This window comes from Bacillus sp. FSL W8-0920, from assembly GCF_038593215.1.
Classification (GTDB): domain Bacteria; phylum Bacillota; class Bacilli; order Bacillales; family Bacillaceae; genus Bacillus; species Bacillus pumilus.
Genome location: NZ_CP151974.1, coordinates 109,150 through 136,028 on the forward strand (window position 1 = coordinate 109,150; position 26,879 = coordinate 136,028).

Genomic DNA, 26,879 nt, shown 5'->3' on the forward strand with positions numbered 1-26,879 from the left:
GTCAGGTGTATGCCTCCCTTTACTTATTTCTGACCAGTATAAGGAGTTGTATTCTTCAATCTATGGCTAAGACAAAATCAAAATTTATATGCCAATCGTGCGGTTATGAGTCAGCCAAATGGATGGGGAAATGTCCAGGCTGCGGCACGTGGAACAGTATGACAGAAGAGGTCGTTCGCAAAGAGCCGGCAAACCGTCGAAGTGCTTTTAATCATTCTGTTCAAACCATTCAAAAACCTTCACCTATATCTGCAATTGAAACATCTGATGAACCCCGAATCAAAACGAATTTAGAAGAATTTAACCGAGTATTAGGAAGTGGAATTGTCAAAGGCTCTCTTGTTCTCATTGGCGGAGATCCTGGGATTGGGAAGTCCACATTATTATTACAAGTATCAGCACAGCTCTCAGACAAAAATCAGAATGTATTATACATATCTGGTGAGGAGTCCATTAAACAAACGAAGCTAAGAGCGGACCGCCTTGGCATAAAAAGCACCTCTTTACATGTTTTGGCTGAAACCGATATGGAGTATATAACGTCTGCTATACAAGAGATGAAACCCGCTTTTGTCGTGGTGGATTCGATTCAAACCGTTTATCAAAGCGATATTACGTCAGCTCCTGGGTCTGTATCTCAAGTGAGAGAATGTACAGCACAGCTGATGAAAATTGCCAAGACAAATGGGATTCCAATATTTATCGTTGGTCACGTGACCAAAGAAGGCTCGATCGCAGGTCCACGCCTTTTAGAGCATATGGTGGACACGGTTCTTTATTTTGAAGGCGAGCGTCATCATACGTTTCGTATCTTGCGTGCGGTGAAAAATCGATTTGGTTCGACGAATGAACTAGGGATTTTTGAAATGAGAGAGGAAGGGCTCACGGAAGTATTAAACCCATCCGAAATTTTCTTAGAAGAACGTTCGGCAGGTGTATCTGGTTCGTGTGTTGTTGCCTCAATGGAAGGAACAAGACCTGTTCTTGTCGAGATACAAGCATTAATTTCACCGACAAGCTTCGGAAATCCGCGCAGAATGGCCACTGGTCTTGATCATAATCGAGTGTCACTGCTCATGGCGGTTTTAGAAAAACGTGTCGGACTGCTGCTGCAAAACCAGGATGCGTATTTAAAGGTCGCAGGCGGTGTGAAGCTTGACGAACCGGCGATTGACTTGGCCATTGCGGTCAGTATTGCATCAAGCTTTAAAGACGCAGCGCCGCATCAAGCGGATTGTTTTATAGGAGAGGTCGGTCTGACGGGAGAAGTCAGAAGAGTATCAAGAATTGAACAGCGTGTGCAGGAAGCTGCGAAACTTGGATTTAAGCGAATGTTTATTCCTCAGGCGAATATAGATGGATGGAAAAAGCCGAGAGGGATTGAGTTAGTCGGTGTAGAAAATGTAGCGGAGGCACTTCGAATTTCACTAGGGGGATCATAGAAATGGAAAAAGAGAAAAAAGGAGCGAAAGAACTCGATCTCTTAGATATCGTACAGTTTGTGGCACCAGGGACACCTCTTCGGGCTGGGATTGAAAATGTCCTGAGGGCAAATACTGGCGGGCTTATTGTTGTTGGTTATAACGACAAAGTAAAGAGTGTTGTAGATGGAGGGTTTCATATTAACTCTGCCTTCTCCCCAGCACATTTATATGAATTGGCTAAGATGGACGGGGCCATTATTTTAAGCGATTCTGGTCAAAAGATCTTGTATGCGAATACACAGCTCATGCCAGATGCAACGATCCATTCATCGGAAACAGGCATGAGGCACCGTACAGCTGAACGTGTAGCGAAGCAGACAGGCTGCTTAATCATTGCGATATCTGAACGGAGGAACGTCATTACCTTATACCAAGGGAATCGTCGTTATACGCTGAAAGATATTGGCTTTATTTTAACGAAGGCCAACCAAGCGATACAAACACTTGAGAAATATAAAACCATTTTAGATCACGCCATTTCTACGCTAAGCGCCCTAGAATTTGAAGAGCTTGTGACCTTCGGTGATGTATTATCCGTGCTCCATCGTTACGAGATGGTGCTCAGAATCAAAAATGAAATCAATATGTATATCAAAGAGCTCGGAACAGAAGGGCATTTGATCCGTCTGCAAGTCAATGAATTGATTACAGATATGGAGCAGGAAGCGGCTTTATTTATTAAAGATTATGTGAAAGAAAAGATTAAAGATCCATATGTTCTGCTTAAACAGCTCCAAGATATGTCGAGCTTTGAGCTTTTAGATGACTCCATTCTGTACAAGTTACTTGGGTATCCAGCTTCTACAAATATTGACGAATATGTGTACACAAGAGGTTACAGACTGCTTCACAAAATCCCTAGACTGCCTATGCCAATCGTCGAAAACGTGGTTGAAGCGTTCGGTGTGTTAGATCGAATTATGGAAGCGGATGTACAAGATTTGGATGAAGTAGAAGGAATTGGAGAAGTAAGAGCGAAAAAGATAAAAAAAGGATTAAAAAGGCTGCAAGAAAAACATTATATCGACCGGCAGCTGTAAGAAGAGAAATTTTTCTTAAACACGGTTAAAAATGGATGAATATGGGTATATTAATGATGCTTTTGTTTTCTATTGATTATGATAGGAAACTTAAACATATATCAATGTCAGGTGAGGGTGGATTGACAGATGAAAAATAAAGGAGGTGAAGGTATGTTAAAAAGAATCGTTCAGGCGTTTTTTATCATTTTTGGTGCAGTTGTAGGGATTTTTATCATTCCAGAGTTATTTCTGCTGTTAAATGTAAAGGACATACCTTTCATAACAAATGCTTACTCTTCAGCACTAATAGGAGCCGCTGTGTTCTTTATCATCGGCAAATGGTGCACAGGCTATGTGGTTAATTGGGTGAAATGGATCGAGGATTCTCTATTAAAGGCGCCTCTTCCTGATCTTATTTCTGGAAGTTTCGGATTAGTATTTGGACTTATTCTAGCATATCTTATTGTAAACGTGATCCCGCTAAACAATATCCCATATCATATTTTTGGTACCATTATTCCGATTTTCCTGGCTTTCTTTTTAGGATACCTTGGATTTCAGGTAGGCTTTAAGAAGAAGGATGAAATGATGGGGCTGTTCTCCCGATCTGCAAAGGTCACCAAGAAAAAAGGAGCAGCCGATGATGAACCTGAAATAGAAGATAAAAAGCTGAAAATTTTAGACACAAGTGTTATCATTGATGGAAGAATCGCAGATATTTGTCAAACTGGATTCTTAGAAGGCGTCATGGTCATTCCTCAATTTGTGCTCGAGGAATTACAGCATATTGCAGACTCTTCTGATGTATTAAAGAGAAATAGAGGCCGAAGAGGTCTTGATATTTTAAATCGTATTCAAAAAGAATTAGATATCAAAGTTGAAATTTACGAAGGTGACTTTGAAGACATTCAAGAGGTTGATAGCAAGCTTGTGAAGCTCGCTAAATTAACTTCAGGTGTTGTTGTGACAAATGATTTTAATTTAAATAAAGTATGCGAACTTCAAAAAGTAGCAGTGTTAAACATCAATGATCTAGCCAATGCGGTGAAACCGGTTGTGCTGCCTGGGGAAGAAATGAAGGTACAGGTCATTAAAGATGGGAAAGAGCATAACCAAGGTGTTGCTTACTTAGATGACGGTACGATGATTGTGGTCGAAGAAGGACGCAATTACATTGGAAAAGACATCGATGTGCTCGTCACAAGTGTGCTGCAGACTGCTGCTGGAAGAATGATTTTTGCGAAGCCAAAACTTCTGGAGAAGGCGCTCTAAAGGGAGAACGAACATGTATTATGAAGTAGTTATTCCGGCTGCGGGGCAGGGGAAACGAATGAAGGCCGGCCGCAATAAGCTTTTTATTGAGCTGAAAAGAATGCCGGTTATTATTCATACACTAAAGGTGTTTGACGCTCATGCTCAATGCAAACGCATGATCCTAGCGATCAATGAAGAGGAGCGTCAAGACTTTGAAAGGCTACTCAAGGTACACGCTTTTCAAACGCCTGTTTCACTTGTCACTGGCGGCGAAGAACGTCAGCAAAGTGTATACGAAGGATTAAAGGCTGTGAAAGATGCGGACATCGTGCTTGTTCATGATGGGGCAAGGCCTTTTATTAAGCATACACAGATTGACTTGCTCGTTAAAGCAGCGATTGAAAAAGGCTCCGCAGTTGTAGCGGTACCAGTGAAAGACACAATCAAACGCGTTCAAGAAGGCAAAGTGGAACAAACCATTGAACGTCAGAGCTTGTGGGCAGTCCAGACCCCACAAGCTTTTCGTCATTCTATTTTAAAAGAGGCGCATGAATATGCAGAGCGGACCGGTTTCCTTGGAACAGACGACGCCAGTCTTGTGGAACAATTACATGGTGAAAACGTGTATATTGTCCAAGGAGATTACACCAATATTAAGCTGACGACACCGGATGATTTATTGGTTGCCAAGGCAATTATGGATGCGGAAAGAGGGTACTAGATCATGTTGAGAATAGGACAAGGCTTTGATGTACATCAATTAACAGAGGGAAGACCTTTGATTATTGGCGGGGTCACCATCCCTTATGAAAAGGGGCTGCTTGGGCATTCAGACGCTGATGTACTGCTTCACACAGTGGCAGATGCCTGCCTAGGTGCGATTGCTGAAGGAGATATCGGCAGACATTTCCCAGACACAGATCCTGAGTTTAAGGATGCGGATTCTTTTAAATTACTGCAACATGTGTGGGCACTAGTAAAGGAAAAAGGCTACACACTTGTGAATATTGATTGCACCATCATGGCGCAAAAGCCCAAAATGGCACCTTACATTCAACCGATGTGTGAGAAGATTGCAGAAGCGCTTGAGGCAGATGTCACACAGGTGAATGTGAAAGCAACAACGACAGAGAAACTCGGATTTACAGGAAGAGGCGAAGGAATTGCCTCTCAGGCAACTGTGCTTCTTCAGAAAAAGTAAAACTCATTTTGATGAGAATGGGATTTGATGATAAAATACGTTTATAAAAAATTGGTGTCAGACAACATGATGCAGATGAAAGGAAGTTAAACTCATGGGAAATGAAGTGCGTGTTCGTTATGCACCGAGTCCAACTGGTCATTTACATATTGGGAATGCTAGAACGGCTCTTTTCAACTATTTGTTCGCACGCAGTCAAGGCGGCAAATTTATTATTCGAATCGAAGATACGGATCAAAAGCGTAATGTAGAGGGCGGAGAAGAAAGCCAGCTTCGCCACCTGCAATGGCTCGGTATTGATTGGGATGAGAGCATTGATAAAGATGGCGGCTACGGCCCTTACAGACAATCAGAGCGTAATGATATTTATAAAAAGTATTATGATGAGCTGCTAGAGAAGGACTTGGCGTATAAGTGCTATTGTACGGCTGAAGAGCTAGAGGAAGAGCGTGAAGCACAAATCGCCCGCAGTGAAATGCCTCGATATTCTGGTAAATGCAGTCATTTATCAAAAGAAGAAGAGGACAAGCTGATTGCTGAAGGAAGAGAGCCAAGCATCCGCTTCCGAGTGCCAAAAGGAGAAATTATCAAATTTGACGACATGGTCAAAGGCGATATTTCATTTGAGACAGACGGCATCGGTGACTTTGTCATTGTGAAGAAAGATGGTACGCCAACTTATAACTTCGCTGTAGCAGTGGATGATTATTTGATGAAAATGACTCACATTCTCCGCGGAGAGGATCACATTTCGAATACGCCTAAACAAATCATGATCTTCAATGCATTCGGCTGGGATGTTCCGCTATTCGGACATATGACGCTGATTGTGAACGAGAACCGCAAGAAATTAAGCAAGCGTGATGAATCCATTATTCAATTCATCGAGCAATATAAAAACTTGGGCTATTTACCAGAAGCCCTATTCAACTTCATTGCACTACTTGGATGGTCTCCAGTGGGCGAAGAAGAACTGTTTACAAAAGAGCAATTCATCGACATTTTCGATGTAAACCGACTTTCTAAGTCACCAGCTCTGTTCGATATGCATAAACTAAAATGGGTGAATAACCAATACGTGAAGGCACTTGATCTTGATCAGGTTGTTGCGTTAACGCTTCCGCATCTTCAAAAGGCAGGCAAGGTAAGCGAGCAGCTGTCAGACGAAGAAAACACGTGGGTACGCAAGCTGATTGCTCTGTATCATGAACAATTAAGCTATGGAGCAGAAATTGTTGAGTTAACAGAGTTGTTCTTTAAGGAGCAAATTGAGTATAATCAAGAGGCAAAGGAAGTTCTAGCAGAGGAGCAAGTACCAGAAGTCATGGCATCATTTGCTGGTCAGCTTGAACGACTTGAATCTTTCACACCTGATGAAATCAAGGCTGCTATTAAAGCAGTACAAAAAGAAACAGGGCATAAAGGCAAGAAACTATTCATGCCAATTCGTGTGGCTGTCACAGGACAAACGCATGGCCCAGAACTTCCGCAAAGTATTGAACTACTAGGTAAAGAAACGGTATTAAACCGCATTAAACAAATATAAGGAAATCGTTGCGAGGGAGAAGTACAATGTTTTCGTCCATCACAGAAAGAGTCTTCACCGGCTGAAAGAGACTTATGGGCAGACGTTGGAAATGCACCCTCAAGACCCTTGAGGAACACGAGTACGTTAGTATGCAAGGGCGGTACCCTCCGTTATGGGATTAAGTTGAGAAGGCTGCGAAATGAGGGCTTTCTAAACAGAGTGGAACCGCGTTTTCAAAACGTCTCTGTCATATGGCAGAGGCGTTTTTTATTTGTCCAAAAAAGAGAGCAAGTCCGAAGAGAGATTGATGGGGAAGAACGGGGGGAGCATGTGTTTTTCAAAATGCTGAAAGAAGATATTGATACTGTGTTTGATCAAGATCCTGCTGCTAGAAGCTATATTGAAGTAGTGCTAACCTATTCAGGGCTTCATGCGATTTGGGCTCATCGTATCGCGCATGCATTTTATAAGCGGAAGCTGTACTTTCTTGCGCGGATCATTTCTCAGGTCAGCCGGTTTTTCACAGGGGTTGAAATTCACCCTGCGGCAACCATTGGCAGGCGCTTCTTCATTGACCACGGTATGGGAGTGGTGATTGGGGAAACATGTGAAATTGGAGACAACGTCACTGTTTTCCAAGGCGTGACATTAGGGGGAACAGGGAAAGAAAAGGGAAAGCGGCACCCGACCATTTTAGACGATGCGCTCATTGCGACAGGTGCAAAGGTGCTTGGTTCCATTACAGTCGGAAAAGGAGCCAAGATTGGAGCGGGGTCGGTCGTGTTAAAGGACGTACCCGACCATTCTACTGTTGTCGGTATACCTGGGCGAGTCGTCGTTCAAAATGGTAAGAAAATCAATCGTGATCTCAATCATCAAGATTTGCCAGATCCAATTTCCGATCGTTTCAAAGAATTGGAACGAGAAATGGAAAAGCTAAAAGGTGAGCTGGCTTCATTGAGCAGAAAGGAAGAACAATCATGACAATCAATATTTATAATACATTGACACGTAAGAAGGAAGAATTCGTCCCGCTTGAGCCAGGAAAGGTCAAGATGTATGTGTGCGGACCAACCGTTTATAACTACATTCATATCGGGAATGCAAGGCCTGCTATTGTTTATGACACTGTACGTAAGTATTTAGAATACAGCGGCTATGATGTGAACTTTGTCTCAAACTTTACAGATGTGGATGATAAGCTCATCAAAGCAGCCAATGAACTCGGGGAAGATGTCCCGACGATTGCTGACCGCTTTATTCAAGCCTACTTTGAAGACGTCAGTGCACTAGGCTGCAAAAAAGCTGACCTTCACCCGCGAGTGACGGAAAATATGGATGATATCATTGCATTTATTGCGACATTGATTGAAAAGGGCTACGCCTATGAAGCGGATGGCGACGTGTATTACAGCACACGCTCATTTGAAGGCTACGGAAAGCTTTCTCACCAGTCGATTGATGAACTGAAGACAGGTGCCCGTATTCGTGTAGGTGAGAAGAAACGAGATGCGCTGGACTTTGCTTTATGGAAGGCTGCAAAGGATCAAGAAATCTCATGGGATAGCCCGTGGGGCGAAGGACGACCAGGCTGGCACATCGAATGCTCGGCCATGGTTAAAAAATATTTAGGTGATACGATCGACATTCATGCTGGCGGACAGGATTTAACCTTCCCTCACCATGAAAATGAAATCGCTCAATCTGAGGCTTTGACAGGGAAACCTTTTGCAAAGTATTGGATGCATAACGGATATATTAATATTGAGAACGAAAAAATGTCAAAATCACTAGGCAACTTTGTGCTTGTGCATGACATTGTGAAAGAACAAGATCCTGACGTGCTTCGCTTCTTTATGTTGTCGGTTCACTACCGTCATCCAATTAACTACTCAATGGATTTACTAGAGAGTACAAAGAGTGCGTTTAACCGGCTCAAAACGTCGTATGCCAATTTACATCATCGCCTCGAGAGCAGCACGAATATCACAGAAGACAATGCTGAATGGCTGGCGAAGGTTGAAGAGCAGCGAGCGACATTTATTTCTGAAATGAATGATGACTTCAATACGGCAAATGCGATCTCTGTTTTATTCGAACTTGCGAAACAGGCGAATTATTATATGGAAAATGATCATACTTCGGAGGAAGTGATCAAGGCATTTATCGGCTTGTTCCAAGAAATCACGTCTGTTCTTGGATTCTCTTTAGAAGAAAAGCATACGCTCGATGAAGAAGTAGAAGCGTTAATTGAAAAACGCAATGAGGCTAGAAGAAATCGTGATTTTGCGCTATCTGATCAAATTCGTGACCAGTTAAAGAGCATGAATATTGTATTGGAGGACACTCCTCAAGGTACTCGCTGGAAAAGAGGAGAATAGGTCATGTTGAATTTTGAAAAGCTGAAAGATGGTAAACAGTTAAACGGACTTGCGCTTGCTTACATGGGTGATGCCATTTTTGAAGTCTATGTGAGGCATCACCTCCTCCAAACGGGGGCGACAAAACCAAATGAGCTGCACAAACGAGCAAGCAAAATTGTTTCAGCTAAATCTCAGGCAGCTATTTTATTTACGCTACAGCAGCAAGGCTTTTTCACTGAAGCAGAAGAAGCGGTGCTGAAAAGAGGAAGAAATGCAAAATCAGGCACAGTGCCTAAAAACACAGACGTTCAAACGTATCGTTATAGTACGGCGTTTGAAGCGCTCATGGGTTATTTATTTATTGAAAAGCAGGACGAACGCTTAGAAGAGCTGATTAGTCAGGCGATTGAAATCGGAACGTCAGGGAGGAAGACAAATGAGTCAGCAACATGATTATGTGATTGGGAAAAATGCAGTGATTGAAACACTGAAGTCAGATCGGGAGTTATACAAGCTCTGGATGGCAGAAAACACTGTAAAAGGACAAGCCCAGCAGGTCATTGAACTCGCAAAAAAACAAAATATCACCATTCAGTATGTTCCGAGGAAAAAGCTTGATCAAATGGTAACAGGTCAGCACCAGGGAATCGTTGCACAAGTAGCAGCATATGAATATGCAGAATTGGACGATCTATATCAAATCGCTGAACAGCGGCATGAACAGCCATTTTTTCTTATCTTAGATGAAATTGAAGACCCGCATAATTTAGGTTCCATTATGCGTACAGCAGATGCTGTAGGTGCACATGGGATTGTGATTCCGAAAAGGAGAGCGGTCGGCTTAACGACAACCGTTGCCAAAGCATCCACTGGGGCAATTGAACATATTCCTGTTGCCAAAGTCACCAACCTTTCAAGAGCTCTTGATGAGATGAAAGAAAGAGGAATCTGGGTTGCGGGAACAGATGCGTCTGCCAAACAGGATTACAGACAATTTGATGGCACGATGCCGCTTGCTCTCGTGATTGGCAGTGAAGGAAAAGGGATTGGCCGATTGATCAAAGAAAAGTGTGATTTTCTGATTAAGCTGCCTATGGCCGGAAAGGTCACTTCGTTAAACGCGTCAGTTGCCGCTAGTCTATTGATGTATGAAGTGTATCGAAAACGTTATCCGTTAGGAGAATAGAGATGGACATCCTCTTAGTCGATGGATACAACATGATAGGTGCTTGGCCACGGCTGCAGCACTTAAAGGAAAACAGCTTTGAAGAAGCCAGAGACATACTGATTCAAAATTTAGCAGAATATCAAGCATACACAGGGTATCGAGTCATTGTCGTATTCGATGCCCATATGGTCAAAGGAATCGAAAAAAAGCGGATCAATCACCGAGTAGAGGTCATCTTTACGAGAGAGAATGAAACAGCTGATGAGCGGATTGAAAAGCTTGCCCAGGATTTGAATAATATTCGGACGCAGATTCATGTGGCGACCTCTGACTTTACAGAACAATGGGCAATCTTTGGACAAGGAGCTCTTCGAAAGTCGGCCCGAGAGCTTTTAAGAGAGATTGAAGTGATCGAACGAAAGATTGAAACGAGAGTCAAAAAGATTACTTCTGATAAACCAGCATCTAAGATTGAATTGTCAGAAGATGTATTGAAAACGTTTGAAAAATGGCGGCGTGGGAATCTAGAATAGCTTGACGATATTTCAACCATTAATGTATAATATTTCTATCTAGGTGCGGTCGGGGGGATCGAAGTGAATCTAAACAACAGCAAGGATAAATCCATCAGAGAGCAATTTTGCCAGTTGGAAGATGAACAAGTCATTGAAAGGGTTCATGTCGGAGATAGTGATGCGCTAGATTACTTAATAACGAAATACCGCAATTTTGTACGTGCAAAAGCAAGATCTTATTTCTTGATTGGAGCGGATCGAGAGGACATTGTTCAAGAGGGGATGATCGGACTTTATAAGTCTATCCGCGATTTCAGAGAGGACAAGCTTACTTCATTTAAGGCTTTTGCAGAATTATGTATTACCCGCCAAATTATCACCGCAATTAAAACAGCTACTCGCCAAAAACATATCCCGTTAAATTCCTATGTATCATTAGATAAGCCAATATATGATGAAGAATCAGACAGAACATTATTGGACGTCATTTCCGGTGCTAAAGCGCTTAACCCAGAAGATTTAATCATTAGCAAAGAAGAATTTGATGATATCGAAATGAAGATGGGTGAACTACTAAGCGAGCTGGAAAGAAAGGTTCTTGTGCTTTACCTTGATGGCAGATCCTATCAAGAGATTTCTGAAGATTTAAACCGTCATGTGAAATCAATTGATAACGCACTCCAAAGAGTAAAGAGAAAATTAGAGAAATATTTAGAGCTTCGCGAGATTAGTCTCTAATCAAACCTATATTGACAGCTTTTTCGACACTGTGATAAGGTACTAAGGAAATGATGTCGAGAAAATAGGTGTAAATATGAGGAAAAAGATTACTCTAGCCTGTAAAGACTGCGGAAGCCGCAATTATACGACAATGAAAAGTGATGCTTCAGCAGCTGAAAGATTAGAAGTTAAGAAATATTGCAAGACTTGTAATTCACATAAAACACATTTAGAAACGAAGTAAGATTTGCGTTCTTTAATCTGTGGAGGTCTTTTACAATGCGTATTATCAGTTTCTTAAAAAGTGTCGGGAAAGAAATGAAGAAGGTCAGCTGGCCAAAGAAAAACGAAATGATTCGTTACACAATCACTGTTATTTTAACAGTCGTATTCTTTGCAATCTTTTTCTCTTTTCTTGATATAGGAATCTCACAATTAATCGAATTAATTCATTAATACTTGAATAATGGTCTGCTGAACGTGCTATAATAGATCATAATATGACTTGCCAAAAAACCCGTTTTACGGGTTTTTTCAATTGCTTGAAAATATTTACCGGTACTCGAGATTCGTCAAATAGACATTACGAAATGTGGGGAGGGAAGGACTAAATAGTCCTGAACGAAATGGAAAAGAATTGGTATGTTGTGCATACGTACTCTGGCTATGAAAACAAAGTAAAAGCGAACTTGGAAAAGCGTGTTGAATCAATGGGCATGCAAGATAAGATCTTCCGCGTTGTTGTACCAGAAGAAGAAGAAACAGATATTAAAAATGGTAAGAAAAAAGTTGTCAAAAAGAAAGTATTCCCTGGCTATGTCCTAGTGGAAATCGTGATGACTGACGACTCTTGGTATGTTGTTCGTAATACACCAGGTGTCACAGGATTCGTTGGATCAGCTGGATCAGGCTCAAAGCCGACAGCGCTTTTGCCAGGCGAAGCTGAAACCATTCTGAAGAGAATGGGTCTTGAAGAACGCAAAACAGAAATCGACTTTGAATTGAAAGAAACGGTCAAGGTCATCGACGGACCATTTGCGAACTTCACAGGCTCTATCGAAGAGATTGATTATGATAAAAGCAAAGTCAAAGTATTCGTTAATATGTTTGGTAGAGAAACACCCGTGGAACTTGAGTTCACGCAGATCGATAAATTGTAATTCAAAAGAGCTTGAAATGAGTGTATAGAAGTGGTAATATAGCAAAGGTACGTCTTGAGTTCGCTCAAGATCGCTAGCTAGTTATTTCGTCATTCATATAAAGAATGAAGTTGTTGAGTGGGAGGGGGATTCCCCTATTACCACATCACGGACTTTAAGGAGGTGTGTCTCGTGGCTAAAAAAGTAGTTAAAGTTGTTAAATTGCAAATTCCTGCTGGAAAAGCTAACCCAGCTCCACCAGTTGGACCTGCACTAGGTCAAGCCGGTGTTAATATCATGGGATTCTGTAAGGAGTTTAATGCTCGTACAGCTGACCAAGCTGGTCTTATCATTCCTGTTGAAATTTCGGTTTTTGAAGACCGTTCATTTACATTTATTACTAAAACTCCACCTGCTGCAGTTTTACTTAAAAAAGCAGCTGGTATTGAGTCTGGTTCTGGTGAACCTAACCGTAATAAAGTGGCAACTGTTAAGCGTGATAAAGTACGCGAAATCGCGGAAACAAAAATGCCTGACTTAAACGCTGCTAGCGTTGAATCAGCTATGCGCATGGTTGAAGGTACTGCACGCAGTATGGGTATTGTCATCGAAGATTAATTTATTGTCTTGTTGGGTTGCGAGTTTGGTTTTGACAAGTTCGCAACCCTTATTCGTGGGAGGTTATTCCGCTAAAACCACATAAGGAGGATTTTTATAATGGCTAAAAAAGGTAAAAAGTATGTAGAAGCTGCTAAGCTAATCGAACGTACTAAAGCGTATGATGTAGCTGAAGCTGTTTCTCTTACAAAAAAAGCAAATACAGCGAAATTTGATGCGACTGTAGAAGTTGCTTTTCGTTTGGGCGTAGACCCTCGTAAAAACGACCAACAAATCCGCGGTGCAGTTGTACTTCCTAACGGAACTGGTAAAACTCAACGCGTTCTTGTGTTCGCTAAAGGCGAAAAAGCAAAAGAAGCAGAAGCTGCTGGAGCAGACTACGTTGGAGATTCTGATTACATCACTAAAATCCAACAAGGCTGGTTCGATTTCGATGTAATCGTTGCAACACCTGACATGATGGGTGAAGTTGGTAAGATCGGTCGTGTACTTGGACCAAAAGGTCTTATGCCAAACCCTAAAACAGGAACTGTTACATTCGAAGTAGAAAAAGCAATCAATGAAATCAAAGCTGGTAAAGTAGAATACCGCGTTGATAAAGCTGGTAACATCCACGCGCCAATCGGAAAGGTTTCTTTCGAGGACGAAAAGCTTGTTGAGAACTTTGCAACAATCTATGACACAATCCTTAAAGCAAAACCTGCAGCGGCTAAAGGTGTATACGTGAAAAACGTTTCTGTTACATCTACTATGGGCCCTGGTGTGAAAGTGGATCCATCTTCTTTCTCTGCAAAATAAATCTTGACTTATCACAATCATTTTGATAATATCAAAATGTTGTAAAATAGAATATGTCCATTTATACCGTAGACAGCAGGGGCCTTATGGCTTAATTAACCCGCCGAGGTGTATATGTCACAGTCTTACGTTAACGTATGCTTGTATATACAGCCTCCATGTCTTAATGGAGGCTTTTTATATGGAGAACCGTTCGTTAGGAACGTGATGGCCTGATCGGTATAAGTGTTACACAAACAATGTACAGGAGGTGTAACCATGAGCAATGCAATCGATACAAAAAAAGTTGTCGTTGATGAAATTACTTCTAAATTTAAAGACAGTATGTCTACTGTAATTGTAGATTACCGCGGTCTTTCAGTTTCTGAAGTGACTGAACTTCGTAAACAGCTTCGTGACGCTGGCGTAGAATTCAAAGTTTACAAAAACACTTTGACTCGCCGTGCAGTTGAACAAGTTGAACTAACAGGTTTAAACGATTTCTTAACAGGTCCAAACGCTATCGCATTCAGTAACGAAGATGTTATCGCACCTGCGAAAATCATCAACGAATTTGCGAAAAGCCACGAAGCTTTAGAAATCAAAGCTGGTGTCATCGAAGGAAACGTAGCGACTGTAGAAGAAGTGAAGGCTCTTGCGGAACTTCCGTCTCGCGAAGGCTTACTATCTATGTTGCTTAGCGTTCTTCAAGCTCCAGTTCGTAACCTTGCTCTTGCTACTAAAGCAGTTGCAGATCAAAAAGAAGAACAAGGCGCTTAATGCGTACTTAACGTAAAAAACTTAAAATGGAGGAATTACAAATGGCTTTAAATATCGAAGAAATCATTGCTTCAGTTAAAGAAGCAACTGTACTTGAGTTAAACGACTTAGTAAAAGCAATCGAAGAAGAATTTGGCGTAACTGCTGCTGCTCCTGTAGCTGTAGCTGCAGCTGGTGGTGCCGCTGCTGAAGAGAAAACTGATTTTGATCTAGTACTTGCTGGTGCTGGAGACCAAAAAATCAAAGTTATCAAAGTGGTTCGTGAAATCACTGGTCTTGGCTTGAAAGAAGCTAAAGAACTTGTTGACAACACTCCAAAACCACTTAAAGAAGGTATTGCTAAAGAAGAAGCTGAAGAACTTAAAGCTAAGCTTGAAGAAGTTGGCGCTTCTGTAGAAGTTAAGTAATCTTCGCCTAATCTTTTGGGAAAGCTCGCTTTTACTGGCGGGCTTTTTCTTTTCTATTCTCCTGAAACGATTGAATCCAGAGGAGGTCCATTCACCATGAGTGACCACTATTATACGGAAAAGCCATCAGTGAAAAGCAATAAACAGACATGGGACTTCACCTTGAGAAACCGTACCTTTACTTTTACAAGTGACAGTGGAGTGTTTTCTAAGAAAGAAGTCGACTTTGGTTCAAGGCTTTTAATTGAAGCTTTTGAAGAACCTGACGTGGATGGCGATATCTTAGATGTCGGTTGCGGTTATGGACCGATTGGCTTATCGTTAGCAAACGAAATGACGAGCCGCACCATTCATATGATTGATGTGAACGAAAGAGCAGTCGAACTTTCAAAGGAAAACGCTAAACATAATCGCGTTGATAATGTCCGCATCTATCAAAGTGATTTGTTCTCGAATGTTCATTCATCAGCTGCTTTTGCCTCTATACTGACCAATCCCCCAATACGGGCAGGGAAGAAAGTTGTACATGCGATCTTTGAAAAAAGTGCTGATCATTTATTGCCGGAAGGTGAGTTGTGGGTGGTTATTCAGAAAAAGCAGGGCGGACCATCTGCGATTGAGAAATTAGAACAGCTCTTTGGAGAAGTCGAAGTTGTATTGAAAAAAAAGGGCTACTATATTATCAAAGCTAAAAAAGTTTGACGCAGTTTCCTAGCTGTGTTAACATTATAAAATGCCAATGTGTATATTTTGCTTAATAGGCTTAAAAAACAACTGTTTTGTATAAATTATGCATATTTGGGAAAACTAATAAAATCGGAATTTGTTTTTGGATGTGGTTTTCTTATTTTAGAAACCCTTTTTTCTTTTGTCTTGTAAAAGTATTTCTTTACTGACATTTGAAAGGCTGAAATACTTTTTACACATATAATACGCATGATTTGAGGGGTGAATCAGTTGACAGGTCAACTAGTTCAGTATGGACGACACCGCCAGCGCAGAAGCTACGCACGCATAAGCGAAGTGTTAGAATTACCAAATCTCATTGAAATTCAAACCTCTTCTTATCAGTGGTTTCTTGATGAGGGTCTTAGAGAGATGTTTCAAGATATATCCCCAATTGAGGATTTTACTGGTAACCTTTCTCTTGAATTCATTGATTACAGCCTAGGGGATCCTAAGTATCCTGTAGCAGAATCAAAAGAACGTGATGTAACTTACTCTGCTCCACTAAGAGTAAAAGTTCGTTTAATTAACAAAGAAACTGGAGAAGTAAAAGACCAAGATGTGTTCATGGGTGATTTCCCAATCATGACAGACACAGGTACTTTTATCATTAACGGTGCGGAACGTGTAATCGTTTCTCAGTTAGTACGTTCTCCAAGTGTATATTTCAGTGGTAAAGTAGACAAAAACGGTAAAAAAGGTTTTACTGCGACTGTCATTCCAAACCGTGGCGCATGGTTAGAATACGAAACTGATGCGAAGGATGTAGTCTATGTACGCATCGATCGCACACGTAAGTTGCCGGTTACGGTTCTTTTGCGTGCTCTCGGCTTCAGCTCTGATCAAGAGATTCTTGACCTCATTGGCGAGAATGAATACTTACGCAACACGCTGGAAAAAGACAATACAGAGAATGCGGATAAAGCACTTCTCGAAATCTACGAGCGCCTCCGTCCTGGAGAGCCGCCAACTGTTGAAAATGCGAAAAGCCTGCTAGACTCTCGCTTCTTCGATCCGAAGAGATATGACCTAGCAAATGTTGGACGCTACAAGATTAATAAAAAGCTTCATATTAAAAATAGACTGTTCAATCAAAAATTGGCTGAAACGTTAGTTGACCCTGAAACAGGTGAAATCCTAGCAGAAAAAGGTCAAATTTTAGACAGAAGAGTTCTTGATAAAGTTCTTCCATACTTAGAAAACGGCATCGGATTTAGAAAGCTTTATCCAAATGGTGGCGTAGTAGAAGATGAAGTAGAACTTCAATCTATTAAGATTTATGCACCGTCTGATCAAGAAGGCGAGCAAGTGATCAACGTGATCGGGAATGCATACGTAGAGGAAGCTGTGAAAAACATCACGCCTTCTGACATCATTGCATCGATCAGTTACTTCTTCAATCTTCTTCATGGTGTAGGTGACACAGATGATATCGATCACCTTGGTAACCGTCGCCTGCGTTCTGTAGGTGAGCTTCTGCAAAACCAATTCCGTATTGGTTTAAGCAGAATGGAGCGTGTTGTTCGTGAAAGAATGTCGATCCAAGACACAAACACGATCACACCTCAGCAACTGATCAACATCCGTCCTGTGATCGCTTCTATCAAAGAGTTCTTTGGTAGCTCTCAGCTTTCTCAGTTCATGGATCAAACAAACCCGCTTGCTGAATTGACGCACAAACGTCGTCTGTCAGCGCTTGGGCCTGGTGGTTTGACACGTGAGCGTGCAGGAATGGAAGTTCGTGACGTTCACTACTCTCACTATGGTCGTATGTGTCCGATTGAAACACCAGAGGGTCCAAACATTGGTTTGATCAACTCTCTATCTTCATTTGCAAAAGTGAATCGTTTCGGCTTTATTGAAACACCTTACCGCCGGGTTGATCCTGAAACAGGTAAAGTGACACCAAGAATCGATTACTTAACTGCGGATGAAGAGGATAACTACGTAGTAGCACAAGCGAACGCTATATTAGGTGAAGATGGTTCGTTTATCGATGATAATATCATTGCTCGTTTCAGAGGAGAAAACACCGTTGTTCCTCGAAACCGCGTTGACTACATGGACGTTTCGCCAAAGCAGGTTGTTTCTGCAGCGACAGCATGTATCCCATTCCTAGAAAACGATGACTCTAACCGTGCTCTAATGGGAGCAAACATGCAACGTCAGGCTGTGCCTTTGATGCAGCCGGAATCACCGATTGTTGGTACAGGTATGGAGTATGTATCAGGTAAAGACTCTGGTGCTGCTGTCATCTGCCGTTACCCAGGTGTTGTAGAACGTGTTGAAGCTAAAAATATTTGGGTTCGCCGCTATGAAGATGTCGACGGACAACAAGTCAAAGGAAACCTAGACAAATACAGCTTGCTGAAATTTGTCCGCTCTAACCAAGGGACTTGCTACAACCAGCGTCCAATCGTAAGTGTTGGAGATGAAGTCGTAAAAGGAGAAATCCTTGCAGACGGTCCTTCAATGGAAAAAGGTGAATTGGCTCTAGGACGTAACGTCATGGTCGGCTTCATGACTTGGGACGGTTATAACTACGAGGATGCGATCATCATGAGTGAGCGCCTTGTAAAAGATGACGTCTACACGTCTATCCATATTGAAGAATATGAATCAGAAGCTCGTGATACAAAGCTTGGACCGGAAGAAATCACTCGTGATATTCCAAACGTTGGGGAAGATGCTTTACGCAACCTTGACGAGCGTGGAATCATCCGTATCGGTGCAGAAGTAAAAGACGGAGACCTTCTTGTAGGGAAAGTAACGCCTAAAGGTGTAACAGAACTAACAGCTGAAGAACGTCTATTACATGCAATCTTCGGTGAAAAGGCTCGTGAAGTACGTGATACATCTCTACGTGTTCCACACGGCGGCGGCGGAATTATCCACGATGTCAAAGTCTTTAACCGTGAAGATGGAGATGAATTACCTCCAGGTGTTAACCAATTAGTCCGCGTATACATCGTTCAGAAGCGTAAAATTTCTGAAGGTGACAAAATGGCTGGACGACATGGTAACAAAGGGGTTATCTCTAAAATCCTTCCAGAAGAAGATATGCCGTATCTTCCAGATGGAACACCGATTGATATCATGTTAAACCCTCTAGGGGTACCATCTCGTATGAACATCGGTCAGGTACTTGAGCTTCATATGGGTATGGCAGCACGTTACCTTGGCATCCACATTGCGTCACCAGTATTTGATGGTGCGCGTGAGGAAGATGTTTGGGAAACGCTTGAAGAAGCAGGTATGTCCCGTGATGCGAAAACAGTCCTTTATGACGGTCGAACTGGTGAACCATTCGATAACCGTGTATCAGTCGGAATCATGTACATGATCAAACTGGCTCACATGGTTGACGACAAACTTCACGCTCGTTCAACTGGACCATACTCACTTGTTACGCAGCAGCCACTTGGCGGTAAAGCACAGTTTGGTGGTCAGCGTTTCGGAGAGATGGAAGTATGGGCACTTGAAGCTTACGGTGCAGCATACACACTTCAAGAGATCTTAACAGTTAAATCGGATGACGTTGTGGGTCGTGTGAAAACATACGAAGCCATCGTCAAAGGGGATAACGTCCCTGAACCAGGTGTCCCTGAATCATTCAAAGTGTTAATTAAAGAACTTCAAAGTTTAGGTATGGATGTCAAAATCCTATCTGGCGATGAAGAAGAGATAGAAATGAGAGATTTAGAAGACGATGAGGAAACGAAGAAAGCAGACGGATTAGCGTTATCTAATGACGAAGATGCTGCAGACCTCGCACCTGTCGATCTTGAACGTGACGCAGTCACAAAAGAATAGCAGAAACGATTAGAGCAAGTGACTAGGGTATAACCCGAAGATTAAAAGGGAGGTAGGCCCCTTGCTAGATGTGAACAATTTTGAGTATATGAACATCGGTCTCGCATCACCTGATAAAATCCGTTCTTGGTCTTTTGGTGAAGTGAAAAAGCCTGAAACGATTAACTATCGTACACTGAAACCTGAAAAAGATGGTCTCTTTTGTGAACGTATCTTCGGACCACAAAAAGACTGGGAATGTCATTGTGGAAAGTATAAACGCGTTCGTTATAAGGGTGTTGTATGTGACCGTTGTGGTGTAGAAGTAACACGGGCAAAAGTCCGTCGTGAGAGAATGGGGCATATCGAACTGGCTGCCCCAGTTTCCCACATTTGGTATTTCAAAGGTATCCCAAGCCGTATGGGTCTTGTTCTTGATATGTCACCACGTGCGTTAGAAGAAGTGATTTACTTCGCTTCATACGTCGTGACAGATCCTGGCAACACACCGCTTGAGAAGAAACAACTTCTTTCTGAGAAGGAATTCCGTGCTTATTTAGATAAATACGGTAATACATTCCAAGCAGCTATGGGTGCAGAAGCAATCAATAAACTTCTTCAAGATATCGATCTTGTAAAAGAAGTAGATGCACTGAAAGAAGAGCTGAAAACTGCTCAAGGACAGCGTCGTACTCGTGCGATTAAACGCCTTGAAGTGCTAGAAGCCTTCCGTAACTCAGGAAACAAACCATCATGGATGATTCTTGATGTACTTCCGGTTATTCCGCCAGAATTACGTCCAATGGTTCAGCTTGATGGTGGACGTTTTGCTACTTCTGACTTAAACGACCTTTATCGTCGTGTCATCAACCGTAACAATCGTCTGAAACGTTTATTAGATCTTGGCGCGCCAAGCATCATCGTTCAGAACGAGAAGCGTATGCTTCAAGAAGCTGTCGATGCCTTGATTGATAATGGACGTAGAGGCCGACCAGTAACAGGACCAGGAAACAGACCATTGAAATCTCTTTCTCATATGCTGAAAGGGAAACAAGGACGTTTCCGTCAAAACTTGCTTGGTAAACGTGTTGACTATTCTGGACGTTCCGTTATCGTCGTAGGACCACATTTGAAAATGTATCAGTGTGGACTTCCGAAAGAAATGGCTCTTGAATTATTCAAACCATTCGTGATGAAGGAGCTTGTTGAAAAAGGTTTAGCTCACAACATCAAGAGTGCGAAGCGTAAAATTGAGCGCGTGCAGCCGGAAGTATGGGATGTTTTAGAATCAGTGATTCGTGAGCATCCAGTCTTACTAAACCGTGCACCGACTCTTCACAGACTTGGTATTCAAGCGTTTGAACCTACACTTGTGGAAGGACGCGCAATTCGTCTGCATCCACTTGTATGTACAGCCTACAACGCTGACTTTGACGGTGACCAAATGGCGGTTCACGTACCATTATCTGCTGAGGCTCAAGCTGAAGCTCGTATCTTAATGCTTGCTGCTCAAAACATTTTGAACCCGAAAGATGGAAAACCTGTTGTTACGCCATCTCAGGATATGGTGCTTGGTAACTACTACCTTACACTTGAGCGTAAAGGTGCTATCGGAGAAGGTATGATCTTCAAAGATACGAACGAAGCCCTTCTAGCTTATCAAAATGGGTATGTGCATCTTCATACACGTGTAGCTGTTGCAGCTAACTCGTTGAAGAATGTGACATTCACTGATGAACAGCGTTCTAAATTGTTGATTACAACAGTTGGAAAACTAATCTTTAACGAAATCTTACCGGAATCATTCCCTTACATGAATGAGCCGACAAAGAGCAATATTGAAGAAAAAACGCCTGACCGCTTCTTCCTTGAAAAAGGTGAAGATGTCAAAGCTGCGATTGAGAAACAAGAAATCAATGCGCCGTTCAAAAAAGGTATTTTAGGTAAAATCATTGCGGAAATCTTTAAGAGATTCCATATCACTGAGACATCTAAAATGCTTGACCGCATGAAAAATCTTGGTTTCAAATACTCTACTAAAGCGGGTATTACGGTTGGGGTGTCTGATATCGTCGTATTAGATGATAAACAGAAGATCCTCGAAGAAGCGCAAGCAAAAGTAGATAACGTCATGAAGCAATTCAGACGTGGTTTGATTACTGAAGAAGAGCGTTACGAGAGAGTCATTTCGATCTGGAGTTCTTCTAAAGATGTCATCCAAGGTAAACTGATGAAGTCCCTTGATGAAGTCAACCCAATCTACATGATGAGTGACTCTGGGGCGCGTGGTAACGCATCTAACTTCACTCAGCTGGCTGGTATGCGTGGTCTGATGGCCAACCCGGCTGGACGTATCATTGAACTTCCGATCAAATCTAGTTTCCGTGAAGGTTTAACCGTATTGGAATACTTTATTTCCACTCACGGAGCGCGTAAAGGTCTTGCCGATACAGCCCTTAAAACAGCTGACTCAGGTTACCTCACGCGTCGTCTCGTCGACGTTGCACAGGATGTTATCATCCGTGAAACAGATTGCGGTACAGACCGTGGTATCTTGGCAAAGTCCATTAGAGAAGGAAATGAAATTATTGAGAAACTTGAAGAACGTCTAATTGGACGTTTTGCAAGAAAACCAATTGTTCATCCTGAAACGGGCGAAGTCATTGTTGGCGAAAACGAACTAATTGATGAAGATAAAGCACTTGAAGTAGTTGAAGCAGGAATTGAGGAAGTATGGATCCGTTCTGCATTTACATGTAACACGCCTCATGGTGTATGTAAACGATGCTACGGCCGTAACCTTGCAACTGGTACTGACGTTGAAGTCGGTGAAGCAGTTGGAATCATCGCTGCTCAATCAATCGGTGAGCCAGGAACACAGCTTACAATGCGTACGTTCCACACCGGTGGGGTAGCAGGAGACGATATCACACAAGGTTTACCTCGTATCCAAGAGCTATTTGAAGCGCGTAATCCGAAAGGGCAAGCGACGATTTCTGAAATTGATGGTGTCGTTGCTGAAATTAACGATGTTCGTGACAAGCAGCAGGAAATTGTGGTTCAAGGCGACGTTGAAACTCGCTCTTACACAGCTCCTTACAATGCACGTCTGAAAGTTGTTGAAGGTGACAAAGTTACTCGTGGTCAAGTACTGACAGAAGGTTCGATCGATCCGAAAGAACTTCTTAAAGTGACTGACATGACAGCTGTTCAAGAATATCTGCTTCATGAAGTACAAAAAGTATACCGTATGCAAGGGGTAGAAATCGGAGATAAGCACGTTGAGGTAATGGTTCGCCAAATGCTTCGTAAAGTGCGTGTCGCTGATGCAGGGGATACAGATGTATTACCAGGCACACTTCTTGATGTACATCAATTCACTGAAGCGAACAAAAAAGTACTATTCGAAGGCAAGCGCCCTGCAACAGGCCGCCCAGTTCTTCTTGGTATTACAAAAGCATCGCTTGAAACAGACTCATTCTTGTCTGCAGCATCCTTCCAAGAAACGACTCGTGTCCTAACAGATGCGGCGATCAAAGGAAAACGTGATGAACTGCTTGGCTTGAAAGAGAATGTTATCATCGGTAAACTTGTTCCAGCTGGAACAGGAATGCCAAACTACCGTAAAGTTAAGCCGGTTTCACAAGTGCAACCGTCTGACGATATGGTGCCTGTAGAGTAATCTTTCTCGTGAGATTCCTATAAAATCATCAAAAAATGGTGAAGGATGTCAAGATAATCTGTCATATGATATTGACATCCTTCTGCCATGATGATAATATAACCAAGGTGCTCAAAATAAAACCTGTTACTTTGGAGGATATTCGATGTCTTATGATAAAGTATCACAGGCTCAATCCATTATTATTGGTACGAAGCAAACAGTAAAAGCTCTGAAACGAGATTCAGTAAAGGAAATCGTCGTAGCGAAAGATGCTGATCCTGCTTTAACAGCTAGTGTAACAAAACTAGCGCAAGAGAAGGGTGTAGACATTTTAGTGGTAGATTCCATGAAAAAGCTCGGCAAAGCCTGCGGAATTGAAGTTGGGGCAGCAGCTGTTGCCATTATGTTATAGCGTACTTGTTTTGTTTTTGCATGTGTAAATGCAAAAGCATTGTTTTTTGCCTTTTAATGAACCACCTGGGTATGTGGGTTATAAAAAAAGCAACGAAGGGAGGAATAACAACATGCCTACAATTAATCAGCTAATACGCAAAGGACGCGTGAGTAAAGTTGAAAACTCAAAGTCTCCTGCACTTAACAAAGGATACAACAGTTTCAAAAAAGAGCACACTAACGTAACATCTCCACAGAAGCGCGGGGTTTGTACTCGTGTCGGCACAATGACACCGAAAAAACCAAACTCAGCACTACGTAAATATGCTCGTGTACGTTTGTCTAACCTGATTGAGGTAACAGCTTACATTCCTGGTATCGGACATAATCTACAAGAGCACAGTGTAGTACTTATCCGTGGCGGACGTGTAAAAGACTTACCGGGTGTACGTTACCACATCGTTCGTGGTGCGCTTGATACTGCCGGAGTTGACGGTCGTATGCAAGGACGTTCTAAATACGGAACAAAACGCCCTAAACAAAGTAAATAATACAAACAAACATAAGGGTTTTTAGAAGTTGATATCAGATCAGTGGAGTCAGGCAACTGACAATGATATTGAGATGAGAGACAGATAGAAATCCTTTTAAATGAGAAGGGAGGCTATCAGATGCCACGTAAAGGTCCTGTAGCAAAAAGAGACGTATTGCCAGATCCAATTTACAATTCTAAACTTGTATCTCGTTTGATCAACAAAATGATGATCGACGGTAAAAGAGGAAAGTCACAAACAATTCTCTACAAGTCATTTGATATCATCAAAGAACGTACTGGTAATGAAGCGATGGAGGTTTTCGAACAAGCCTTGAAAAACATCATGCCAGTTCTTGAAGTTAAAGCACGTCGTGTAGGTGGAGCTAACTACCAAGTTCCTGTAGAAGTTCGCCCAGACCGTCGTACTACTTTAGGTCTTCGCTGGTTAGTAAACTACGCTCGTCTTCGTGGAGAAAAAACGATGGAAGAGCGTCTTGCTAACGAAATCCTTGACGCAGCTAACAACACTGGTGCTGCTGTTAAGAAACGTGAAGATACACACAAAATGGCAGAAGCGAACAAAGCATTCGCTCACTACCGCTGGTAGGATTTATACCAAACTAAAAAAACTATTCCCTAATAAGGAAGGAGAAATTACCCAATGGCAAGAGAGTTCTCCTTAGACAAAACTCGTAATATTGGTATCATGGCTCACATTGATGCTGGTAAAACGACAACGACTGAGCGTATCTTATACTACACTGGTCGTATCCATAAAATTGGTGAAACTCACGAAGGAGCTTCCCAAATGGACTGGATGGAGCAGGAGCAAGAACGTGGTATTACAATCACTTCTGCTGCTACTACAGCACAATGGAAAGGTTACCGTGTAAACATCATCGATACACCAGGACACGTAGACTTCACTGTTGAAGTTGAACGTTCTTTACGTGTACTTGATGGTGCGGTAGCAGTTCTTGATGCACAATCAGGTGTAGAGCCACAAACTGAAACAGTTTGGCGCCAAGCAACAACTTACGGAGTACCTCGTATCGTATTCGTTAACAAAATGGATAAAACCGGTGCGGACTTCCTTTACTCTGTAGGCACATTAAGAGATCGTCTTCAAGCGAACGCTCATGCAATTCAATTGCCGATCGGCGCTGAAGATCAATTCGAAGGAATCATCGACCTTGTAGATAACGTAGCATACTTCTACGAAGATGACCTTGGAACTCGCTCTGATGCACAAGAAATCCCTGCTGAGTATAAAGACAAAGCTGAAGAGCTTCGCAACAGCCTTATTGAAGCTGTCGCTGAGCTTGATGAAGAGCTTATGGAAAAATACCTTGAGGGTGAAGAAATTACAATTCCTGAATTGAAAGCTGCAATCCGTAAAGGAACGTTGAATGTTGAATTCTACCCAGTTCTTGTTGGATCTGCTTTCAAAAACAAAGGTGTTCAGCTTGTACTTGATGCTGTGCTTGATTACCTTCCTGCACCAACTGATGTTGCTGCAATCAAAGGTATCCTGCCAGATTCAAATGAAGAGGTTGTTCGTGAGTCTACTGATGACGCACCATTCGCAGCTCTTGCATTTAAAGTTATGACTGACCCTTATGTTGGGAAACTTACTTTCTTCCGCGTATACTCTGGAACACTTGCTTCAGGTTCATACGTGAAGAACTCTTCTAAGAACAAGCGTGAGCGTGTTGGACGTATCCTTCAAATGCACGCAAACAGCCGTGAAGAAATCTCTACTGTATATGCAGGGGATATCGCAGCAGCTGTTGGTCTTAAAGATACATCTACTGGTGACACTCTTTGTGACGAGAAAGATACTGTTATCCTTGAGTCTATGGAATTCCCAGAGCCAGTTATCGATGTAGCAATCGAGCCTAAATCAAAAGCTGACCAAGATAAAATGGGTATCGCTTTAGCTAAACTAGCTGAAGAGGATCCAACATTCCGTACACAAACAAACCCTGAAACTGGTCAAACGATCATCTCTGGTATGGGTGAGCTTCACCTTGATATCATTGTTGACCGTATGAAGCGTGAGTTCAAGGTTGAAGCTAACGTAGGTGCTCCTCAAGTTGCGTACCGTGAAACATTCCGTTCTGGTGCAAAAGTTGAAGGTAAATTCGTACGTCAGTCTGGTGGACGTGGTCAGTTCGGACACGTTTGGATCGAATTCGAACCAAACGAAGAAGGCGCAGGCTTCGAATTCCAAAATGCAATCGTCGGTGGGGTTGTTCCTCGTGAATACATTCCAGCTATTCAAGCAGGTCTTGAAGATTCACTTGAAAATGGTGTATTAGCTGGATTCCCATTAATCGACATCAAAGCTAAATTATTTGATGGATCATACCACGATGTTGACTCGAACGAAATGGCGTTTAAAATTGCTGCATCTATGGCATTGAAAAATGCTGTCAGCAAATGTAACCCAGTTCTACTTGAGCCAATGATGAAAGTGGAAGTCGTTATCCCTGAAGAATACATGGGAGACATCATGGGTGATATCACATCTCGTCGTGGACGTGTAGAAGGTATGGAAGCTCGCGGTAACGCTCAAGTTGTTCGCGCAATGGTTCCACTTTCTGAAATGTTCGGATATGCAACTTCACTCCGTTCTAACACACAAGGACGCGGTACTTTCACTATGCACATGGATCACTACGAAGAAGTGCCTAAGAGCATCAGTGAAGAAATCATCAAAAAAAATAAAGGTGAATAATTGATTTTGCCTTTAAACTAAAGTATAACTACTATTGAAGATCAGAAAGTGAG

Annotated in this window: 26 protein-coding genes and 2 other annotated features; all 26 genes read left to right on the top strand. The window is 42.2% G+C overall.

The window, feature by feature from the left end:
* Positions 1–62: 62 nt before the first annotated feature.
* The 26 genes from radA (at position 63) to fusA (ending at position 26,826) form a co-directional block, all read left to right on the top strand.
* On the top strand, positions 63–1,442 hold the full coding sequence (gene radA, locus NSS78_RS00590) for a DNA repair protein RadA (RefSeq protein WP_034620767.1): 1,380 nt from the start codon (positions 63–65) through the stop codon (positions 1,440–1,442).
* A 2-nt stretch (positions 1,443–1,444) separates the two neighbouring features.
* Positions 1,445–2,524: a DNA integrity scanning diadenylate cyclase DisA gene (disA, locus tag NSS78_RS00595; protein ID WP_284906141.1), complete on the top strand. Its 1,080-nt coding sequence runs from the start codon at positions 1,445–1,447 to the stop codon at positions 2,522–2,524.
* A gap of 153 nt (positions 2,525–2,677) precedes the next feature.
* On the top strand, positions 2,678–3,778 hold the full coding sequence (locus NSS78_RS00600) for a PIN/TRAM domain-containing protein (RefSeq protein ID WP_003217214.1): 1,101 nt from the start codon (positions 2,678–2,680) through the stop codon (positions 3,776–3,778).
* Between the two features lie 13 nt (positions 3,779–3,791).
* Entirely contained in the window at positions 3,792–4,481 is a 690-nt protein-coding gene (gene ispD / locus NSS78_RS00605; RefSeq protein ID WP_003217158.1) for a 2-C-methyl-D-erythritol 4-phosphate cytidylyltransferase, read from the top strand.
* Between the two features lie 3 nt (positions 4,482–4,484).
* Positions 4,485–4,961, top strand: coding sequence for a 2-C-methyl-D-erythritol 2,4-cyclodiphosphate synthase (gene ispF / locus NSS78_RS00610; RefSeq protein WP_003216928.1), 477 nt, complete (start codon positions 4,485–4,487; stop codon positions 4,959–4,961).
* Between the two features lie 94 nt (positions 4,962–5,055).
* The gene (gene gltX / locus NSS78_RS00615) at positions 5,056–6,507 is read left to right on the top strand and encodes a glutamate--tRNA ligase (protein ID WP_003217162.1); all 1,452 of its coding nucleotides are present in this window, start codon (positions 5,056–5,058) and stop codon (positions 6,505–6,507) included.
* Positions 6,507–6,738, top strand: a binding site (T-box leader). (Overlaps the previous gene by 1 nt.)
* Positions 6,739–6,819: 81 nt before the next feature.
* Entirely contained in the window at positions 6,820–7,473 is a 654-nt protein-coding gene (gene cysE / locus NSS78_RS00620) for a serine O-acetyltransferase (RefSeq protein WP_012008691.1), read from the top strand.
* Positions 7,470–8,870, top strand: coding sequence for a cysteine--tRNA ligase (gene cysS, locus NSS78_RS00625; RefSeq protein ID WP_003217177.1), 1,401 nt, complete (start codon positions 7,470–7,472; stop codon positions 8,868–8,870). The genes cysE and cysS overlap by 4 nt, the downstream gene beginning before the upstream one ends.
* Before the next feature lie 3 nt (positions 8,871–8,873).
* A complete protein-coding gene (locus tag NSS78_RS00630; RefSeq protein ID WP_003217007.1) occupies positions 8,874–9,305 on the top strand; it encodes a Mini-ribonuclease 3 in 432 nt (143 codons plus the stop codon).
* Positions 9,289–10,038: a 23S rRNA (guanosine(2251)-2'-O)-methyltransferase RlmB gene (gene rlmB, locus NSS78_RS00635; RefSeq protein ID WP_342468263.1), complete on the top strand. Its 750-nt coding sequence runs from the start codon at positions 9,289–9,291 to the stop codon at positions 10,036–10,038. Before NSS78_RS00630 ends, rlmB begins: the two co-directional genes overlap by 17 nt.
* A gap of 2 nt (positions 10,039–10,040) precedes the next feature.
* Positions 10,041–10,553 carry a ribosome-dependent mRNA decay endonuclease Rae1/YacP gene (rae1, locus tag NSS78_RS00640; RefSeq protein ID WP_003216949.1) on the top strand — a complete coding sequence of 171 codons (513 nt, stop codon included), beginning with the start codon at positions 10,041–10,043 and terminating at the stop codon, positions 10,551–10,553.
* A gap of 63 nt (positions 10,554–10,616) precedes the next feature.
* On the top strand, positions 10,617–11,273 hold the full coding sequence (gene sigH / locus NSS78_RS00645) for an RNA polymerase sporulation sigma factor SigH (RefSeq protein ID WP_003217132.1): 657 nt from the start codon (positions 10,617–10,619) through the stop codon (positions 11,271–11,273).
* Positions 11,274–11,349: 76 nt separating this feature from the next.
* Positions 11,350–11,499, top strand: coding sequence for a 50S ribosomal protein L33 (rpmG, locus tag NSS78_RS00650; protein ID WP_012008694.1), 150 nt, complete (start codon positions 11,350–11,352; stop codon positions 11,497–11,499).
* Positions 11,500–11,534: 35 nt separating this feature from the next.
* Positions 11,535–11,711, top strand: a complete 177-nt coding sequence (gene secE / locus NSS78_RS00655) for a preprotein translocase subunit SecE (protein WP_003216942.1) — start codon at positions 11,535–11,537, stop codon at positions 11,709–11,711.
* A gap of 170 nt (positions 11,712–11,881) precedes the next feature.
* Positions 11,882–12,415, top strand: coding sequence for a transcription termination/antitermination protein NusG (nusG, locus tag NSS78_RS00660; protein WP_003217197.1), 534 nt, complete (start codon positions 11,882–11,884; stop codon positions 12,413–12,415).
* 171 nt (positions 12,416–12,586) lie between these two features.
* Positions 12,587–13,012 (top strand): 50S ribosomal protein L11, encoded by a 426-nt coding sequence (rplK, locus tag NSS78_RS00665; protein ID WP_003216956.1) that lies wholly within the window; start codon positions 12,587–12,589, stop codon positions 13,010–13,012.
* Positions 13,013–13,111: 99 nt separating this feature from the next.
* Positions 13,112–13,810 carry a 50S ribosomal protein L1 gene (rplA, locus tag NSS78_RS00670; RefSeq protein ID WP_003217271.1) on the top strand — a complete coding sequence of 233 codons (699 nt, stop codon included), beginning with the start codon at positions 13,112–13,114 and terminating at the stop codon, positions 13,808–13,810.
* A gap of 48 nt (positions 13,811–13,858) precedes the next feature.
* Positions 13,859–13,999 (top strand) — a sequence feature (ribosomal protein L10 leader region).
* A 69-nt stretch (positions 14,000–14,068) separates the two neighbouring features.
* On the top strand, positions 14,069–14,569 hold the full coding sequence (rplJ, locus tag NSS78_RS00675) for a 50S ribosomal protein L10 (RefSeq protein ID WP_003217048.1): 501 nt from the start codon (positions 14,069–14,071) through the stop codon (positions 14,567–14,569).
* 41 nt (positions 14,570–14,610) lie between these two features.
* Positions 14,611–14,976 (top strand): 50S ribosomal protein L7/L12, encoded by a 366-nt coding sequence (rplL, locus tag NSS78_RS00680; protein ID WP_003216952.1) that lies wholly within the window; start codon positions 14,611–14,613, stop codon positions 14,974–14,976.
* 96 nt (positions 14,977–15,072) lie between these two features.
* Positions 15,073–15,678 (top strand): class I SAM-dependent methyltransferase, encoded by a 606-nt coding sequence (locus NSS78_RS00685; protein ID WP_034620762.1) that lies wholly within the window; start codon positions 15,073–15,075, stop codon positions 15,676–15,678.
* A 255-nt stretch (positions 15,679–15,933) separates the two neighbouring features.
* The gene (gene rpoB / locus NSS78_RS00690; protein ID WP_003217223.1) at positions 15,934–19,515 is read left to right on the top strand and encodes a DNA-directed RNA polymerase subunit beta; all 3,582 of its coding nucleotides are present in this window, start codon (positions 15,934–15,936) and stop codon (positions 19,513–19,515) included.
* A 61-nt stretch (positions 19,516–19,576) separates the two neighbouring features.
* A complete protein-coding gene (gene rpoC, locus NSS78_RS00695) occupies positions 19,577–23,176 on the top strand; it encodes a DNA-directed RNA polymerase subunit beta' (RefSeq protein ID WP_050945821.1) in 3,600 nt (1,199 codons plus the stop codon).
* Between the two features lie 145 nt (positions 23,177–23,321).
* Positions 23,322–23,570, top strand: a complete 249-nt coding sequence (locus NSS78_RS00700) for a 50S ribosomal protein L7ae-like protein (protein WP_003216985.1) — start codon at positions 23,322–23,324, stop codon at positions 23,568–23,570.
* A 112-nt stretch (positions 23,571–23,682) separates the two neighbouring features.
* The gene (rpsL, locus tag NSS78_RS00705; protein WP_003216962.1) at positions 23,683–24,102 is read left to right on the top strand and encodes a 30S ribosomal protein S12; all 420 of its coding nucleotides are present in this window, start codon (positions 23,683–23,685) and stop codon (positions 24,100–24,102) included.
* A gap of 120 nt (positions 24,103–24,222) precedes the next feature.
* The gene (gene rpsG / locus NSS78_RS00710; RefSeq protein ID WP_003216884.1) at positions 24,223–24,693 is read left to right on the top strand and encodes a 30S ribosomal protein S7; all 471 of its coding nucleotides are present in this window, start codon (positions 24,223–24,225) and stop codon (positions 24,691–24,693) included.
* Positions 24,694–24,747: 54 nt separating this feature from the next.
* The gene (fusA, locus tag NSS78_RS00715; protein ID WP_050945820.1) at positions 24,748–26,826 is read left to right on the top strand and encodes an elongation factor G; all 2,079 of its coding nucleotides are present in this window, start codon (positions 24,748–24,750) and stop codon (positions 26,824–26,826) included.
* The last annotated feature ends 53 nt before the right edge of the window (positions 26,827–26,879 follow it).

Excerpts from the sequence above, each read along its gene's own strand:
- rae1 (WP_003216949.1), top strand. The coding sequence starts at position 10,041 with ATGGACATCCTCTTAGTCGATGGATACAACATGATAGGTGCTTGGCCA.
- rpsG (WP_003216884.1), top strand. The coding sequence starts at position 24,223 with ATGCCACGTAAAGGTCCTGTAGCAAAAAGAGACGTATTGCCAGATCCA.
- rpmG (WP_012008694.1), top strand. The coding sequence starts at position 11,350 with ATGAGGAAAAAGATTACTCTAGCCTGTAAAGACTGCGGAAGCCGCAAT.
- NSS78_RS00630 (WP_003217007.1), top strand. The coding sequence starts at position 8,874 with ATGTTGAATTTTGAAAAGCTGAAAGATGGTAAACAGTTAAACGGACTT.
- rplL (WP_003216952.1), top strand. The coding sequence starts at position 14,611 with ATGGCTTTAAATATCGAAGAAATCATTGCTTCAGTTAAAGAAGCAACT.
- radA (WP_034620767.1), top strand. The coding sequence starts at position 63 with ATGGCTAAGACAAAATCAAAATTTATATGCCAATCGTGCGGTTATGAG.
- secE (WP_003216942.1), top strand. The coding sequence starts at position 11,535 with ATGCGTATTATCAGTTTCTTAAAAAGTGTCGGGAAAGAAATGAAGAAG.
- NSS78_RS00700 (WP_003216985.1), top strand. The coding sequence starts at position 23,322 with ATGTCTTATGATAAAGTATCACAGGCTCAATCCATTATTATTGGTACG.
- rplA (WP_003217271.1), top strand. The coding sequence starts at position 13,112 with ATGGCTAAAAAAGGTAAAAAGTATGTAGAAGCTGCTAAGCTAATCGAA.
- cysS (WP_003217177.1), top strand. The coding sequence starts at position 7,470 with ATGACAATCAATATTTATAATACATTGACACGTAAGAAGGAAGAATTC.
- nusG (WP_003217197.1), top strand. The coding sequence starts at position 11,882 with ATGGAAAAGAATTGGTATGTTGTGCATACGTACTCTGGCTATGAAAAC.
- NSS78_RS00600 (WP_003217214.1), top strand. The coding sequence starts at position 2,678 with ATGTTAAAAAGAATCGTTCAGGCGTTTTTTATCATTTTTGGTGCAGTT.
- NSS78_RS00685 (WP_034620762.1), top strand. The coding sequence starts at position 15,073 with ATGAGTGACCACTATTATACGGAAAAGCCATCAGTGAAAAGCAATAAA.
- fusA (WP_050945820.1), top strand. The coding sequence starts at position 24,748 with ATGGCAAGAGAGTTCTCCTTAGACAAAACTCGTAATATTGGTATCATG.
- rlmB (WP_342468263.1), top strand. The coding sequence starts at position 9,289 with ATGAGTCAGCAACATGATTATGTGATTGGGAAAAATGCAGTGATTGAA.
- gltX (WP_003217162.1), top strand. The coding sequence starts at position 5,056 with ATGGGAAATGAAGTGCGTGTTCGTTATGCACCGAGTCCAACTGGTCAT.
- rplJ (WP_003217048.1), top strand. The coding sequence starts at position 14,069 with ATGAGCAATGCAATCGATACAAAAAAAGTTGTCGTTGATGAAATTACT.
- disA (WP_284906141.1), top strand. The coding sequence starts at position 1,445 with ATGGAAAAAGAGAAAAAAGGAGCGAAAGAACTCGATCTCTTAGATATC.
- ispF (WP_003216928.1), top strand. The coding sequence starts at position 4,485 with ATGTTGAGAATAGGACAAGGCTTTGATGTACATCAATTAACAGAGGGA.
- rpsL (WP_003216962.1), top strand. The coding sequence starts at position 23,683 with ATGCCTACAATTAATCAGCTAATACGCAAAGGACGCGTGAGTAAAGTT.
- ispD (WP_003217158.1), top strand. The coding sequence starts at position 3,792 with ATGTATTATGAAGTAGTTATTCCGGCTGCGGGGCAGGGGAAACGAATG.